This window comes from Sorangium sp. So ce119 (assembly GCF_051524405.1).
In the GTDB taxonomy this organism is placed as follows: Bacteria; Myxococcota_A; Polyangia; order Polyangiales; family Polyangiaceae; genus Sorangium; species Sorangium cellulosum_G.
Genome location: NZ_CP150310.1, coordinates 1,270,600 through 1,285,992, shown reverse-complemented (window position 1 = coordinate 1,285,992; position 15,393 = coordinate 1,270,600). Strand labels below are relative to the sequence as shown.

General features: G+C 73.7%; 14 protein-coding genes and 1 tRNA gene. 6 read left to right on the top strand and 9 right to left on the bottom strand.

Going from position 1 to position 15,393, the window contains the following annotated elements; translation table 11 throughout:
* Positions 1–70: 70 nt before the first annotated feature.
* Positions 71–1,150 (bottom strand): type 2 isopentenyl-diphosphate Delta-isomerase, encoded by a 1,080-nt coding sequence (gene fni / locus WME76_RS05135; RefSeq protein ID WP_437959075.1) that lies wholly within the window; start codon positions 1,148–1,150, stop codon positions 71–73.
* Positions 1,151–1,345: 195 nt separating this feature from the next.
* Between fni and WME76_RS05130 the strand changes: the two genes are divergently transcribed.
* Both WME76_RS05130 and argH read left to right on the top strand, forming a co-directional pair.
* Positions 1,346–2,305, top strand: a complete 960-nt coding sequence (locus WME76_RS05130; RefSeq protein WP_437959074.1) for a hypothetical protein — start codon at positions 1,346–1,348, stop codon at positions 2,303–2,305.
* 18 nt (positions 2,306–2,323) lie between these two features.
* Positions 2,324–3,616: an argininosuccinate lyase gene (gene argH / locus WME76_RS05125; protein ID WP_437959073.1), complete on the top strand. Its 1,293-nt coding sequence runs from the start codon at positions 2,324–2,326 to the stop codon at positions 3,614–3,616.
* A 60-nt stretch (positions 3,617–3,676) separates the two neighbouring features.
* On the opposite strand, the gene rpiA is transcribed toward argH, so the two are convergent.
* From rpiA to WME76_RS05090, 7 genes are all read right to left on the bottom strand, one after another.
* Positions 3,677–4,375 (bottom strand): ribose-5-phosphate isomerase RpiA, encoded by a 699-nt coding sequence (gene rpiA, locus WME76_RS05120; protein ID WP_437959072.1) that lies wholly within the window; start codon positions 4,373–4,375, stop codon positions 3,677–3,679.
* A gap of 7 nt (positions 4,376–4,382) precedes the next feature.
* Entirely contained in the window at positions 4,383–5,033 is a 651-nt protein-coding gene (locus WME76_RS05115; RefSeq protein WP_437959071.1) for a phospholipase D family protein, read from the bottom strand.
* The gene (locus WME76_RS05110) at positions 5,030–5,473 is read right to left on the bottom strand and encodes an acyl-CoA thioesterase (RefSeq protein ID WP_437959070.1); all 444 of its coding nucleotides are present in this window, start codon (positions 5,471–5,473) and stop codon (positions 5,030–5,032) included. Before WME76_RS05110 ends, WME76_RS05115 begins: the two co-directional genes overlap by 4 nt.
* 6 nt (positions 5,474–5,479) lie before the next feature.
* Positions 5,480–6,055, bottom strand: coding sequence for a DUF3501 family protein (locus tag WME76_RS05105; RefSeq protein WP_437959069.1), 576 nt, complete (start codon positions 6,053–6,055; stop codon positions 5,480–5,482).
* A 27-nt stretch (positions 6,056–6,082) separates the two neighbouring features.
* Positions 6,083–7,459 carry a hypothetical protein gene (locus WME76_RS05100; protein WP_437959068.1) on the bottom strand — a complete coding sequence of 459 codons (1,377 nt, stop codon included), beginning with the start codon at positions 7,457–7,459 and terminating at the stop codon, positions 6,083–6,085.
* Between the two features lie 154 nt (positions 7,460–7,613).
* A complete protein-coding gene (locus tag WME76_RS05095) occupies positions 7,614–8,042 on the bottom strand; it encodes a rubrerythrin family protein (protein WP_061615959.1) in 429 nt (142 codons plus the stop codon).
* A gap of 83 nt (positions 8,043–8,125) precedes the next feature.
* Positions 8,126–8,674, bottom strand: a complete 549-nt coding sequence (locus WME76_RS05090) for a Fur family transcriptional regulator (RefSeq protein ID WP_437959067.1) — start codon at positions 8,672–8,674, stop codon at positions 8,126–8,128.
* A 368-nt stretch (positions 8,675–9,042) separates the two neighbouring features.
* Here WME76_RS05090 and rpsU point away from each other — a divergent pair, with 368 nt between their 5' ends.
* The 3 genes from rpsU (at position 9,043) to WME76_RS05075 (ending at position 10,844) form a co-directional block, all read left to right on the top strand.
* A complete protein-coding gene (gene rpsU / locus WME76_RS05085; RefSeq protein ID WP_012234386.1) occupies positions 9,043–9,267 on the top strand; it encodes a 30S ribosomal protein S21 in 225 nt (74 codons plus the stop codon).
* 214 nt (positions 9,268–9,481) lie between these two features.
* Positions 9,482–10,600, top strand: a complete 1,119-nt coding sequence (locus tag WME76_RS05080; RefSeq protein ID WP_437959066.1) for a glycosyltransferase family 4 protein — start codon at positions 9,482–9,484, stop codon at positions 10,598–10,600.
* Between the two features lie 169 nt (positions 10,601–10,769).
* Positions 10,770–10,844, top strand: a tRNA-Pro gene (locus WME76_RS05075).
* A 148-nt stretch (positions 10,845–10,992) separates the two neighbouring features.
* On the opposite strand, the gene WME76_RS05070 is transcribed toward WME76_RS05075, so the two are convergent.
* The gene (locus WME76_RS05070) at positions 10,993–12,585 is read right to left on the bottom strand and encodes an amidase (protein WP_437959065.1); all 1,593 of its coding nucleotides are present in this window, start codon (positions 12,583–12,585) and stop codon (positions 10,993–10,995) included.
* Between the two features lie 84 nt (positions 12,586–12,669).
* On the opposite strand from WME76_RS05070, the gene WME76_RS05065 reads away from it, so the two are divergent.
* Entirely contained in the window at positions 12,670–15,393 is a 2,724-nt protein-coding gene (locus tag WME76_RS05065; protein WP_437959064.1) for an ATP-dependent RNA helicase, read from the top strand.

Sequence of the window (15,393 nt, the reverse complement as noted above, 5' to 3'; positions counted from 1 at the left end):
TGGGCCCGCTGGCCCTACCTCGGGGACGGGCTCCCCGCCTCCCCGGCCCACCTCCCCCCCTCTCCACTGCTTACGCCTTCTCCATCTGCTTCAGCAGCTTGGCCCACTGGCGCAGCTCTCGCCCGAGCAGCACCGGCATCTTCCGGAGCGACGCGACGTCGCGCGCCCCGACGAGCAGCATGACCGCCCGGAGCTCCGCCTCGATGTTCTCGAGGTACCGCACCGCGGCGTCCCTCCCCCCCGAGACGAAGGCCTGCAGCACCGGCCGCGCGATCCCGGCCGCATGCGCGCCGAGCGTGAGCGCGCGGGCGATGTCAAGGCCGCTGGTGATTCCCCCGGTCGCGATGATGGTCTTGAAGCGCGGACGGATGGCGCGGGCGATGAGCACCGAGGCGGCGGTCGGGACGCCCCACTCGCGCAGCGCCTCGCCGAGCGAGCGGGCCGCGCCGTCGGCGCGCGCCGTCTCCACCGCGACCCAGGACGTGCCGCCGGCGCCGGAGACATCGAGGTTGCGGACGCCCGCCCGGACCAGGCGGTACGCCGTCCCCGGACCGATCCCGCAGCCGGTCTCCTTTGCGACGACCGGGACGCTGAGGCCGTTCGCCAGCCGGCTGATCGCCTCCAGCGCGCCGGCGAAGTCTCGATCGCCGCCTGGCTGGACCAGCTCCATCGCGGGGTTCAGGTGAACGCAGAGCGCGTCGGCGCCGACCTGGGCGACGAGCTCGGCGACCGCCTCGGTCGAGAGGGATCGCGCCTGCACGGCGCCGATGTTCCCGAGGAGCAGGGCGGTCGGCGCGCGCTCGCGGACCTCGTACGTGGCCGAGGCGTCGCCGTTCAGCATCGCCCGCTGGCTCCCCAGCCCGAAGCCGTACCCGCGCTCCTCGGCGATCTGCGACAGCTCCCGGTTGATCGCCTGCGCGCGCTCTGTCCCGCCGGTCATGGCCGCGATCACGAGCGGCGCGCGGAGCCGCTTGCCGAGCAGCAGCACCGAGGTGTCGATGGCGTCGAGGGACAGCTCCGGCAGCGCGTCGTGGATCAGCTCGACCTGCTCCAGAAGCGTCGTCTTGGCCCGGAAGCCGACGTCACCCGTCGCGCAGAGCTCGATGTGATCGGCCTTCCTCCCGGAGATGTCCTTCGCCTCTTCCGTCATGGGGGCACAACTTTACGCGGTCGCCGACCGCCGTCGAAAAGGAAGTGCCATGGACGAAAAATCGCAACGAAAGGTCGAGGCCAGGCGCTCCGGGGGCTGGTAAGGAGCCGGCGAGGGGCAAAACCCTTCGCCAGGCGCCCCTCGTCGCTGAAGCTACTGCGCGACCGGCGCGCGCCCGTGGCATAAAGTAACCTCATGGACCTCCCGGACGAACCCCAGATCCGCTGGATCCTTCGGACGACCGCCGCCCTCCTCCAGCACGGCGCAGAGCCGGTCCGCGGCCTGGTGCAGCCGACGGCCGAGTTCTTCCCGGATCCGTACGACGGCTCGCCGAAGACGGTGGCCGCCCTGATGGTGCGGGTGCAGGAGCACGCCGGGCTCCAGGATCTTCCGGTGGAGCTCGCGGTGGTCACCCCGGAGGGGCAGGCCAGCACCGTGAGCTGCTCGAGCGGCGCGTGCGGCGGGATGGCGCTGGACACGAAGCTCGAGCGGGTCGCCCGGCGCCCCGACGGCGGGTACCGGGTCGCCGTTTCCGCGGGCGAGCTCCGCAACCCCACGGTGCTCACGACCGCGTTCGTGCGCGCCGTGTCGTTCATGTTCCTGAGCGAGGCGGACGTCTTCGACGCGCTCGTGCCGCCGGACCGCGAGCCCGCCGTGGACCTCGCCGCCGTGCTGCTCGGCTTCGGCGTCCTCACGACCAACGGCTCGTACCTGTACGCGAAGGGGTGCGGCGGCGTGCAGGTGCACTCCGCGACCAAGATGCCGGTCGACGAGCTCGCGCTCGCGCTCGCCGTCTACTGCCGGCTGCACGACGTGCCCGACCGGACCGCCGCGCGGCACCTCGACGTGACGCCGCGCGCCCACTTCGACGAGTCCGCCGTCTGGGCCAGCTCCAACATCGCGCTCGTCCGCATGCTGCGGGCCGCGCCGGACCGGATCGCCGCGGACGACTACGCCATCGGCGAGGCGAGGAGCTGGCTGGCCCGCGCGCTCGGCTTCGGCAAGCGCCGGCCGGCGCGGACGGCGGAGGACGAGCTGCGAGAGCTCGAGCGAGCGCTCGCTGCCGGCGCGGCGAAGCCGCGATCCCTGGATGAGGGCAAGGCGAAGAAGCTTGCCGAGATCCGCGCTCTCGTCGACGAGAGCCTTGAGCGCTGAGAGAGCTGAGAGACCTGAATGAGCGTACGACTCTGGGACAAAGGGGGCGCGACCGACGCCCAAATGCTCCGTTACACCTCGCGCGACGACTGGCAGCTCGATCAGCGCCTGCTCGCCTACGACCTGCGGGCGACGATCGCGCATGTCCGCGGGCTCGCGCGCATCGGCGTGCTCAGCGAGGCGGAGCGCGACGCGCTCGTCCGGGAGCTCGAGGTGCTCGCGGCGCAGAACGAGGCCGGCGAGCTGCGGCTCACCGAGGACGACGAGGACGGCCACAGCGCGATCGAGGCCGCGCTGGTCGCCCGCATCGGCGACGCAGGCAAGAAGGTGCACACGGGCCGGAGCCGCAACGACCAGGTGCTCGTCGCGATGCGCCTCTACGAGCGCGACGCCCTGGACGAGCTCGCCGAGCACGCGACGGCTGGCGCCCGCGCGTTGCTCGAGCTCGCCCGGCGCGAGGCGGACACGCCGATGCCCGGCTACACGCACCTGCAGCGGGCAGTGCCGTCCTCGGTCGGCTACTGGGCCGCGTCGTTCGTCGAGGGGCTCACCGACGCGGTCGACGTCGTGCGGGCGACCCGGGCGCTCGTCGACCGGTGCCCGCTCGGCGGCGCCGCCGGGTTCGGCGTGAACCTGCCGCTCGATCGCGTCGGCGTCGCGCGCGAGCTCGGGTTCTCGGGCGTGGCCTTGAACCCGCTGGCCTCCCAGACGTCGCGCGGCATCATCGAGGCGCAGATCCTCGCGGCCGCGTGGCAGGTGGTCGCGGTGAGCCGCCGGCTCGCGTGGGATCTCAGCCTGTTCGCGATGAGCGAGCTCGCGTTCATCCGGCTCCCGGAGGCGTTCACCACCGGCTCCTCGATCATGCCGCAGAAGCGCAACCCCGACGTGGTCGAGCTCATGCGCGCGGCCTGCTCCGTCGTCCAGGGGGCGCTCGCCGAGGTGCAGTCGCTCGTGGCGCTCCCGTCCGGCTACCACCGCGATCTGCAGCTCACGAAGGGCCCCACGATGCGCGGCCTCGACGAGGCGCTCGCGACGTCGCGCCTCTTGCCGCGGCTCGTCGAGGGGCTCGCGTTCGACCGCGAGCGCATGGCCCGGGCGATCACGCCGGAGTGCTTCGCGACCGATCGCGCCGTCGAGCTCGCCGTGCAGGGCGTCCCGTTCCGCGAGGCGTACCGCAAGGTCGCGGCCGAGATCGCGGCGCTCCCCGCCGGCGATTCCGCGGCGAGCCTCCGCGCCCGCGTGTCGCTCGGCGCGCCGGGCAACCTCGCCCTGGACGACCTGGCCCGGCGGCTGGAGCGGCACGAGCGCTGACGCCGCGACCCTAGCGCCGCGGGCCTGCCCTCTCGGCGGAGGGGGCCCGCAGGTCGCTAGCTAGCGCTGCCGGCGAAGCTCGCGGACCGCGCCAGCGTCGGCCACCAGCACGTCGGTCGCCATGTCGAGGAACAGGCCCGTGTCGACGACGCCGGGGATCTTGCGGATGCGCGCGTCGAGCGCCGCCGGCGCGTCGAGCGGGTCGAACGCGGTGTGGAGGATCCAGTTGTGGTTGTCGGTCTGGAAGGGGTACCCGTCCGCGTTCTTGCGGATCTCCGGCTTGCCCCCGAGCGCGGTCAGGTGACGCGCGGCCGACGAGCTCGCGAAGGGCACCACCTCGATCGGGATGGGCACGCGCGAGCCGAGCTTCTCGACGAGCTTCTCGGGGGTCACGAGGATGATGAAGCGCGCGGCCTCGTAGGCCACCACGCGCTCGCGGAGGAGCGCGCCGCCGAGGCCCTTGATGAGTCCTAGATCGGGCGCGACCTCGTCGGCGCCGTCGACCGCGACGTCGAGGCGCTCGACCTCCTCGAACGGCACGATCGGGATGTTCTCGCGCCGGGCGAGCGCCGCGGAGCGCTCCGACGTGGCGACGCCCCGGATCTGCAGGCCGCCGCGGACGCGCTCCCCGAGGCGCCGGATGAAGGCCTCGGCCGTGCGCCCGGTTCCGAGCCCGAGCAACATCCCGTTGTCGATGCGCGCGAGCGCAGCGACGGCGACACGATCGAGATCAGCGGGGTCCAGCGCCGCGGTGCTCATGCGCAGCTCATCGGCCATCACGGCCGCTAGCGCAACGGGATTTTTCGATCTGATCGAGCGGTCCGGGGCAAAGCGGCCGCAACCGGCAGCCCTTGCATTCGGCGCCGGTCCAGATGCCGTCGAACGTCGCCTGCATCTCGTCGAGCAGGAGGTCGTCGTCGGTGAGCACGCCCGCCTCGAAGTTGCGCCGCCCCTCGCCCTTCGCCCCGAGCCCGGCGCCGGTGAGGTTCGCCGAGCCGAGGTACAGGAGCGCGCCGTCGACGGCGATCATCTTCAGGTGGACCCGCGGGCAGCGCCGCATCTCGATCGGCGGCCGGGGGCGGCGGCGGAGCTCGGCGCGGAAGGCGCGCGACGGGACGCCAGCGTGCAGCAGGCGCAGCTCGACCCCCCGGGCGGCGAGCGCGTCGAGCAGATCGAGGAACGACATGTACCGGCCGCGCGCCCGCGCCCGCGAGCCGACGGGCGCCTCGACGCGCAGCTCCTTCACGTTGGCGGTCGCGATCCACACGGAGACGCGCGCCTTCGCGACGGCGCCCATCACCAGGGTGTCGTAGTGCGCCCGGTCGCGCAGGAGGGTCAGGTCGACCCGCCGCGCGAGCTGGGAGCGCGGCTTTGGATCGTCGGCGGGACGCGGGCGCGGCGGCGGCCGCGCGCTCACACCGGGCGACCGGCGCTGGCAGGCGCCTGCTCGGGATCGAGGTGGGCGCCGAGCAGGGCGCGGACGTCCTCCGGCATCGGGACGGACGCGAGCTGCACGAGATCGGTGGTCACCACCGTGTGGCGGAGCTCGGCCGACAGCACGCCGTCATGGGCGCGGATCATGCGGTACCTGAGCGTGGCGCTCCGCCGGCCGATGTGGACGACCGACGTCTCGATCCGGAGCGCCTCGCCGTAACGCGCCGGCGCCGCGTAGTCAGCCTCGACCCGCACCGCGGGCAGCCCGATACGACGCACGAGGATGAGCCCGGCGTAGCCCCCCTCGAGCGGCGCGAAGAACCGCTCCATCGCCTCGTGCGCGTAGTTGAGGAAGCGCGCGAAGAAGACGATGCCCGCGGCGTCGACGTCCTCGAACTTGATCGGGCGCTCGAGGGAGACCATCGCGGCCTAGGAGAGATCCTCGGCGAGCCTGTCCAGGGTCGCCCTCCCGAGCGGCGCCTTCACCGTGTAGCGCGGGTGCGCGACGACGATCGACGCCGCCGCCTTCCGCGCCTTGATCGCGGCCTGCGCTTCGGCCACGAGGTCCACCTTGAGGTAGTGCACCGCCGTCGTGCGGTCCTCCATCGAGCCGTCGCGCTTGCCGATCGCCCGCGCGGTCACCCCGTCGACCTCGAGCGACACGGTGTCCTCGAGCCCGACGAGCTCGACGAGCATCTTGTCGCGCAGCGCCCGCTCCGGGATCTCCACGAAGAGCGTCAGGCTGAGCTGCCCCGGCCCCGGGATGAGATCGTTGTACGTCTCGATCTCGTGGAGGATGCCGCTCTCGCTCGTGATGCGCTCGGTGCGGAGCATCTCCTGGATCTGGAACAGCACCGAGTCCCGGTTCTCGAACACCGCGGTCAGGTGGTCGCCGATCCGCACCCGGCGTGGCCGCTTCTCCTCGATGATCCGGCTGCGGAACCGCTCGCGAATCACCTCGTATTCGCCGATCCCGAGCACCTCGTTGCGATCGATGGGACGCATGACGGCTCTTCTCCTTGACAACGACGGTCACGATTTCGGCGCGATGTACGAGGTCGGTCCGAGCCCGTACGCGTGGGCGAGCGCCTCGACCGGGTGCAGCACCTTCGCGCCGTTCTCCTTCACCATCCTGAGGCCCGCGAGGGTGCAGTCGCTGACGATGACGTCCGCGTCCGCGACGCCGCGCACGAGCTTCGACGCGTACTTGCGGCCTGTCTCGTAGTGGGCCGCCTTCATCCCCCACGTGCCGTCCACGGCCGAGCACTGCTCGACCACGCGCACCTCGGTGTCGGGGACGACGCCGAGCACCCTGGCGCCCGGGAAGCCGATCTTCTGCGCGCGCAGGTGGCACGCGGCGTGGTACGCGATCGTGCCGAGGCCCCTCTTGAACTCGCGGTTCAGCTTCTTCTCGCGCCCGAGCTGGACGAGGAACTCCATCATGTCGAGCGTCGCGGCCGCGACCTCGCGCGCCTCCGTCGTCTGCAGGTACTCGGGCCACTCCTTCTTCATCGTGTAGCCGCACGTCGGGCCGATCACGATGATCTTCCGCCCCATGCGCACGTGCGGGTGAAGGAGCGCGACGTTCTGCTTCACCTTGGCCATGAAGGCGTCGAGATCGCCGCCGTCGAGGTTCGGCATCCCGCAGCACGTCAGCGCGCCGTCGGGCGCGTCCTCCGGCTCGTCCGCGGAGGGGCATCCGGGCACGTGCACCGCGTAGCCGTTGTGCTCGAGCACGCGGACAGCCGCCTCGGGGACGCCGGGCGTGTTGTACTCGCCGTAGCAGGTCGCGAAGAGCACCACGGATCCCTGCTTGCCGGCGTCCGCCGCGGCGCTGTGCTCGGCGAACCAGGACGAGAACGGCTTGCGCGCCATCTCCGGCAGCGGGAACTCCGACGAGATCCCGGTCACCTTCTCCTGCACCTTGCGCAGCAGGCGGCTCGCCTGCACGAGGTTCGAGAGCGGCGCGACGGCGCCGGAGCCCAGCTCGCCGATGAGCTGCGGCTCGCCGAGGATCCTGTCCACCAGCGGGATGCCCTCCCGCTGGGCGCGCACCGCGCGCTCGCGCGCGAGCACGCGCGGGTAATCCAGGAGCTCGTACGCGTGCTCGTCCGCGGTGTACGGGCACTTGATGTAACAGAGCTTGCACTGCCAGCACTCGTCGCCGATCGCCTTGAAGTCCCCGTAGGTGAGGGCCTCGGCCCCCTCGGCGACGCCGGCCTCGATGTCCCTGTCGACCCGCGCGAAGAGCTCGGGGAACGAGCCGCAGTACCCGACGCACATGCGGCATTCGTGGCAGATCTGGAACGTCCGCCGCAGCTCTGCCTCGAGGTCGCGGGGGTCGAGATATCGCTCGTCGTTCGGCGATGTCGCCGGTGGACGGTCTGGTGCACGTCGGATGACGCTCACGGGTCGGTTCCTCTCAACAGCACGTGGGGTTCGTGGCGAACGGGCGGCTCACCGCGCCGCCCGGCGCCTCACGGCGACGGCGCGTGCGCCCCGGATCGAGCCGCCGGCGGCTCGGCGCGATCCGGGACGCTCGCGCTATCTCCTCGGGCAAAGATCAGAAATCGAGCGACTGCAGCGCCTTCTGGAAGCGCCCCGCGTGGGACTTCTCGGCCTTGGCGAGCGTCTCGAACCACTCGGCGATGTCGTCGAAGCCCTCCTCGCGGGCCTCCTTGGCGAACCCCGGGTACATCGTCTCGTACTCGTGGGTCTCGCCGGCGACGGCGGCCTTCAGGTTCTTCTCCGTGCTGCCGATCGGCAAGCCGGTCGCCGGGTCCCCCGCCTGCTTCAGGTAATCGAGGTGGCCGTGCGCGTGGCCCGTCTCGCCGTCCGCCGTGTCCTTGAAGAGGCCCGCGACGTCGGGGCGACCTTCCACGTCGGCGACCTTTGCGAAGTACAGGTAGCGGCGGTTCGCCTGGGACTCCCCGGCGAACGCGTCCTTCAGGTTCTGGTGCGTCTTCGTGCCCGTGAGCTGCTTGTTGGCCATGATGTTCGCTCTCCTTGGTTGAACGGCTGGGACGATGAATCCCTGGTGGCCGCGCAGGTCAGCGCGCCGGCGCGGCGGTCCGGCTAGACATGTTCCGGGCGCCGCGCCCTGCGAGCCCCTGCACGGCGGAGTCGACTGGTCGCGTCGACGCGCCCGGCGTCTCGCGCCTTCGGCTGCGCGGCGGCGTCTCCCTGGCTGCCCTTCGCGCACGAAGCGCAGATTCCCCGGTAGATCCGCTCGACGGCGCGGACCTCGAAGCCCGGCGCGGCCGGGAGCTGCGCGGGGACGCTCTCTCCCGATCGCTCGGCCGACGACGCGCCCGGATCGCGCGGCTCGCACGGCACGTCGCGGACGAGCCCGCAGCGATCGCAGACCGCGTGGTGATGCGCCGCCATGTTCGGATCGAACCGCGACGCGCCGGGGGACAGCGACAGCGCGACGCAGAGCCCCGCGGACGCGAGCGCGTCCAGCGTGTTGTAGACGGTCGCGAAGCTCATCGTCGGCAGCGCCGGCCGGAGCCGCTCGAACAGCTCCTGCGCCGTCGGATGGGTCGGATCGGCCGCGAGCTCGCGCACGATCGCCAGGCGCTGCGGCGTCAGCTTGAGCCCCGACGACCTCACGCAGGCGAGCATCGAGGCGACCCTGGCGTCCTCCGCCACCCCGTCGCCGCCGAAGCCGGCCGCACGTCCCCGGGGAGGACGGGACGCAGACCCCTTCGCGGCAGGTGTTCGCGCGGCGGCCACGGCGAGATAGATACTTAGAAAGTTTCTCAAGTGCAAGTCCTGATAATCGAGTCCTCAGACCGGACGGACCGGCAAAACCAGGCCGATCGGCGGGCGCCCCGGGCCGCAGCACCCCGCTCCGTCCTGCGGGGATGACTCTTGCGAGGCTGGGGGGGCTCTGCCATAGTGCGCGCCCCGCGCTGCCGGCCCCCCGCCGGCTTGCATTTCCGCCCGCCACCTGGGCAAGTTTTTATCCCAGCAAGAGGACGCTTCGAGACATGCCGACAGACGCCATTCAGTGCAAACCGCTCGAGGTCGCCGTGGGCGACAAGGGCATCGAGCGCGCCATCAAACACCTCAAGAGGAAGATGGCTGCCGAGGGGATCCTCCGCGAGCTGAAGCGGCGTCGGCACTACATGAAGCCGTCCGTGAAGCGGCGGAAGAAGGCCTCCGAGGCCGCGCGCCGCCGCCGGAAGCGGTCCAAGATGGACATGGTCGCCTAGGACGACCGTCCCTCTCCCGAGCGCAACGGCCAAGACGCAGAAGACGCGCGAGGACGCTGGATCAAGCGTCCGCGGCGTGCTCAGCGTCTTGTCATTTTGTTCACGCTGTTCGAGCTGCTCGATCCGCCGCGCGGCGGCGTGATGCGTCCCTGGCCCCGCGTCCGAGCGACGCGGGCGCGGCGCTCCCGATGCGCCCCGACCTCTGAGGTCCCCGATGCGCGCCGTCGTGGTCACGACGTCCTATCCGATCAGCGACGAGGATCCTTCGGGCCACTTCGTGCGGTCGTCGGCGCAGGAGCTCGCGCGCAGCGGGGCCGAGGTCCACGTGATCGCCGCCGGGGGCTCGGTCCTCGACGCGCCGTCGCGGGACGGCGAGCTGGTCGTCCATCGGGCGGGCGGCGGCGCGCTGTTCGGGTGGCCGGGCGCCGTGGCGCGCGCGCGCGAATCGCCGCTCCGGCTGCTCTCCGCGGGCCCGTTCGCGCTCTCGGTGCTCGCGCGGCTCCGCCAGATCGGGCCTGTCGATCGCGCGGTGGCGCACTGGATCGTCCCCTGCGCGTGGCCGCTCCTGGTCGCCTCGCCCCGCGCGCCGCTCGAGGTGCGCGCGCACGGCGCCGACGTGCGGCTGCTCCTCCGCGCGCCGCGCGCGGCGCGTGCGTCGATCGTCGGCGCGCTGCTCCGTCGCGAAGCGCGCTTCGTCTTCGCCGCCGGCGCGCTCCGCGACGTGCTCGCGGGCGCGCTCGCGCCGGAACAGGCGCGCGCGCTGCTCGGCGCCTCGCGCGTCGAGCCGCCCGCGTTCGACCTGCCGCCCGTCGCCGAGCGCGCGGACATGCTCCGGCGCGAGCTCTTGCAGGGCCCGGGCGAGCGCGTCGCCGTCGTGGCGTGCCGGCTGATCCCGACGAAGCGGGTCGAGCTCGCGATCGCGGCCGCGCGCGCGGCGGGCCCCGGGTTGCGGCTCGTCGTGGTCGGCGATGGCCCGGAGCGCGCCGCGCTCGAGCGCCTCGCGCGGCGCGGCGGCCCCGCCGACGGCGTGAGCAGCGCAAGCGGCGGGGCGGTGCGCTTCACGGGCGCGCTGCCGCGGCGCGAGGCGCTCGCGTGGATCGGCGCGGCGGACGTGCTGCTGCACCCCTCGTCGCACGAGGCCGCCCCCACGGTGATCCGCGAGGCGCGCGCGCTCGGGGTGCCCGTCATCGCATGCGACGCGGGCGATGTGGTCGCGTGGGCCAGGGACGACGACGGGATCGTCGTCGCCGAGGGCACCGCGGAGAGCCTCGCGGCCGCGCTCCGCGCCATCCCGTCGCGCCGCTCGGATCGCGCGCCCGCGCCGTTGCCCTGAGGATCGCGGCTCCTCGCAGGGCGATCCGCGGCGCTCGCATGCCCCTGCTCAAGGCGGGACGCCCCCGTCCGGAGCGGGTCTTCGATGCGCGACGCGAAACCCTTGCAATTGGCAGGGCTTCGACTACGGTGCGCCTCGCTCCGCACCGAAACGAGGCGGCGGAGTGGCTCGGGGCGTAGCGCAGCCTGGTTAGCGCACTTGACTGGGGGTCAAGGGGTCGGTGGTTCGAATCCACTCGCCCCGACTGGTCCGGCGGAGAGATTCTCCGGCGGACCTTTCGGCTTTGTAGGGCGTCCGTGCTCGTGACTGCGGTCGCGCCGGGGAACGGCGCGGCGGCGCTGTCGTGGCCTCACCGTGTCGCCGGCGCCGCGCGACGCCCGGACGTCACCGCGTCATCCGGCGAGCGAGGGCGGTGCGACCGGCGTGGTGGGCCGGTCCGGCTCGCCGGCGAGCTCGTCCTCGATGGCGATCATGGCGGCCAGCACCAGGTGCTCGCTGTAGGGGAAGCCGACGACCTGCACCCCGACGGGCAGCCCCTCGCTCTTCGCATCGACCTCGGCGGCCCGCTTCTCCAGGCGGTCGCGCGGCCGCTCGCGGCGCGCCTCCTCGGCCCGCACGCGGGTCACGGGGACGACGCCGGCCGGGAACTGCGTGAGGTTCCAGAGCATCGCGGGGCTGCCCGCGAGCACGAAGTCGCGCGACGCGGTGTGCGGCAGCGCCGGCGTCGCGTACGGCGGGCAGAGCAGCACGTCGAGCGCCTCGGCGCGCATCGCCGACGCGATCGCGGCGCGCGCCTCGCGCAGGGCGTGCGTGGCGCGCCAGAACTCGGAGACGGACTTCGGCCCGGTGACCTCGAGCAGGCGCTGGAGCCGCCGCTCGCCCGCGAGCCCGGCGACGCGCGCGGCGGCGCGCCGCGCGAACGGCGGGAGCGTGGCCATCGTGCGGAGCGAGCGGAGCGAGACGTCGAGCTCCGCCCCCTCGCCGCCCTCCGCGAGCGCGAGCGCCGTCGCGCCGCCGTCCGCCGAGAGCGCCGCGAAGTACCCGTAGACCGCGTCGACCATGCCGGGCGGCGTGAACGGCACGACGGTCGCGCCCCGCGCGCGCAGCGCCGACGCCGCCTTCAGGACGGCGCGGGTGACGGCGGTCGACGAGGGGACCACGCCGTCGTCGCAGTAGAACCCGACGCGCAGCCGCGCCACCTCGACGCTCGCCGGCTCGACGATCGGGAAGGGCGGCACGCGCACGTCGAGCTCGGCCATGGCCGCGGGATCGAGCTCGGAGACGACGAGCGCCAGGTCGCGGGCGCTCCTGGCCATCGGCCCGACCTGCGCGCGGATCGCCTCCTGCCCGAGCAGCGCCGAGTTGCTCCCCTGGTTGGTCCAGCGGTCGAGCGTGGGCTTCAGGCCTGCGATCCCGCAGCAATGCGCGGGGACGCGGATGCTGCCGCCGATGTCCGTGCCGATGCCGAGCGGCGACATCCCCGCCGCGATGGCCGCGGCCTCGCCGCCGGACGAGCCGCCCGAGCTATGGTCGAGGCTCCACGGGTTCGCGGTCTGGCCGAACAGGGGATTGCGCGACTCGTTGTACAGGAGGAGCTGCGAGACGTTCGTGCGCCCCAGGATCACGGCCCCCGCGCGGCGGAGCAGCGCGGTGACGGCCGCGTCGCCCTTCGCCCGATGGCCCCTGCGGGACGCGACGCCCAGCGTGGAGGCCATCCCGGCCATGTCGAGCGACTCCTTCACGGTGACCGGGAGCCCGTGGAGCGGGCCGCGGACGTCCCCGCGGCGGCGCTCGTCGTCGAGGCTGCGTGCAGCCGCGAGCGCCTCGTCGTGCAGCACCTGGGTGAAGGCGTGGAGCCGCGGGTCGAGCGCGTCGATGCGCGCGAGGTGCGCCCGCGTCAGCTCCTCCGAGCTGATCTCGCGCGCGGCCAGGAGCGCGGAGAGCACGGTCGCGGAGAGCTGGGTCGGATCGGTCGAGGCGCTCACGGTACCCGACGACTATCACAGGTCCCCGCGCGCGAAGGATTGCTAGGCTCCGGGGCCGCTCCTCCGCGGAAGAGCACCGAAGCCATGCAGCCGCTGCCGATCGATCCGATTCTCCCCGATCTCTGCGCCACCCTGCGCGCGCGCCCGAGCGTGGTGCTCGAGGCGCCGCCCGGCGCGGGCAAGACGACGCGCGTGCCCCGCGCCCTGCTCGACGCGGGCTTCGCCGAGCGCGGCGAGATCCTGGTGCTCGAGCCGCGGCGGCTCGCGGCGCGCCTGTCCGCGCGCCGCGTCGCGGAAGAGCTCGGTGAGCGCGTCGGCGAGACCGTGGGCTACACGATGCGATTCGAGGAGGCCGCCGGCCCGGCCACGCGGATCCGGTTCGTGACCGAGGGCGTGCTGACGCGTCGGCTCCTTGTCGATCGCGAGCTCCGGGGCGTCAGCGCCGTGGTGCTCGACGAGTTCCACGAGCGGCACCTCACGGGCGACGTCGCGCTCGCGCTGCTCCGGCGCCTGCAGCGCTGCGCGCGCCCCGATCTCCGCCTCGTCGTGATGTCCGCCACGCTCGACGCCGGTCCGATCGCGGCGTTCCTCGGCGGGCAGGCCGCGCAGGACGCTGCGGCGAGCGAGGCAGGAGGCGAGCGCGGCGCGCCGGCGACCGAGGCTACGCCGGCCCCGATCCTGCGCGCCGAGGGGCGGATGTTCGACGTCGCGATCGAGTACCTGCCGGCGGCCCGGGTGAGCGCGTCGACGCACGCCGCCGGCGATCGTCGCGCGCCGGCGCACTGGGGCGACCGGACGCTCGAGAGCCTCGTCGCCTCGTCGGTGCGGCAGCTCATCGAGGATGGGCTCGACGGCGACGTGCTGGTGTTCCTGCCGGGCTCCGCGGAGATCCGGCGGTCGATGGAGGCGTGCGCGGCCCTGGCGAAGAGCGAGGACCTGCTGCTCCTGCCGCTCCACGGCTCGCTGTCACCGGCGGAGCAGGACCGCGCGGTGCGCCCCGCCGATCGGCGCAAGGTCATCCTCTCGACCAACGTGGCGGAGACCTCCGTCACCATCGACGGCGTCGTCGCGGTCGTCGACAGCGGCCTCGCGCGCGTAGCCGCGCACGCTCCCTGGTCGGGCTTGCCGACGCTCCGCGTCGCGCCGATCGCCCGCGCCGCCGCGGCGCAGCGCGCGGGGCGCGCGGGGCGCACGCGACCCGGCCGCTGCCTCCGGCTCTACACCCGCGGAGATCTCACCGCGCGGCCGGAGCACGAGGCGCCCGAGATCCGACGGCTCGACCTCGCGGAGACGGTGATCGAGCTCTGCGCCGCGGGCGTCACGGATCTCGAGGGCTTCGGGTGGCTGGAGGCGCCGCCTGCCGCTGCGCTCGCCGCGGCCGAGGCGCTGCTCGTGCGGCTCGGCGCGCTCGACGAGGGGCGGCGCGTGACGCCGACGGGGCGGCGGATGCTGCGCTTCCCTGCGCACCCGCGGCAGGCGCGGATGCTCGTCGAGGCCGAGCGGCGCGGCATCGCCGGCGACGGGTGCACCCTCGCGGCGCTCGTCGCGGAGCGCGACCTCGGTGGGCCCGCGGGCCCGCGGGACGGCCACGGGCGGCGGAGCGACGCGCGGCACAGCTCCGATCTGCTCGCCGCGCTGCAGACGTTCGACGAGGCGGATCGCGCGCGCTTCGCGGCGGACCGGCTGCGGTGGCTCGGCATCGACCCGGCGCGCGCGCTCGCGGTGGAGCGGACGCGCAAGCAGCTCGCGCGGCTCGCCGACCACCGGAGCGCGGCGCCGCCGGAGACCGCGGAGGCGCGCGAGATCGCGCAGCGCATCGCGATCCTCGCCGGCTACCCCGACCGGGTGGGGCGCCTCCGCCGCCCGGCCAACGCCTCGGGGCGGAGCGGGCGAGAGGTCGTGCTCGCCGCCGGCGGGACGGCCGCGCTCTCCGAGGCGAGCGTGATCGAGGACGTCGACCTCGTGGTCGCCGTCGACATCGAGGAGCGCAGCGAGGGGCGCTCGGCGCGCACGATCGTCCGGGCGGCGAGCACGATCGAGGCCGACTGGCTGCTCGACCTCTTCACGGACGCGATCCGCGACACGACGGAGGCGACGTGGAACGCCGCCGCGGAGCGCGTCGAGGTCGTGCGCCGGCTCTCGTACGACGCCCTGGTGCTCGACGAGGCGCGGCCGACCACGGGCGCGGGCGGTCCGCTGTCGGAGGCGGCGGCCCGCGAGCTCGCCGCGCAGGCGAGGGCGAAGGGGTGGCGGGCGTTCGTGAAGGGCGACGCGCTCGAGGGCTGGCTCCTGCGGGTCGCGTTCGTTCGCGCGCACTGCCCGGACGCCAGGCTGCCCGACATCGGCGAGGAGGCGGTGCTCGCCGCGCTCGACGCGCTCTGCGCCGGGCGGAAGAGCTTCGCCGAGCTCCGCGACGCGGACCTGGCGAGCGCCGTGCAGGGGTCGCTGAGCCCCGCGCAGGCGCGCGCGCTCGCCGAGCTCGCCCCCGAGTCGATCGTCCTGCCCGGCGGCCGGCGGGCGCGCCTCGAGTACACGGCGGACGCGCCGCCGTCGCTCGCGTCCCGGCTGCAGGACTTCTTCGGCATGGCGGAGGGGCCGCGCGTCGCCGGCGGGCGGGTGCCCGTGGTGCTGCACCTGTGCGCGCCGAACCAGCGCCCCGTGCAGGTCACGACCGACCTGTCCGGGTTCTGGGCGCGTCATTATCCGGCGATCGCCAAGGAGCTCCGTCGCCGCTACCCGAAGCACGCGTGGCCGGACGACCCCGCGCGCGCCGCGCCGCCCACGCGCGGGGCTCCCCGCAAAGCCTGA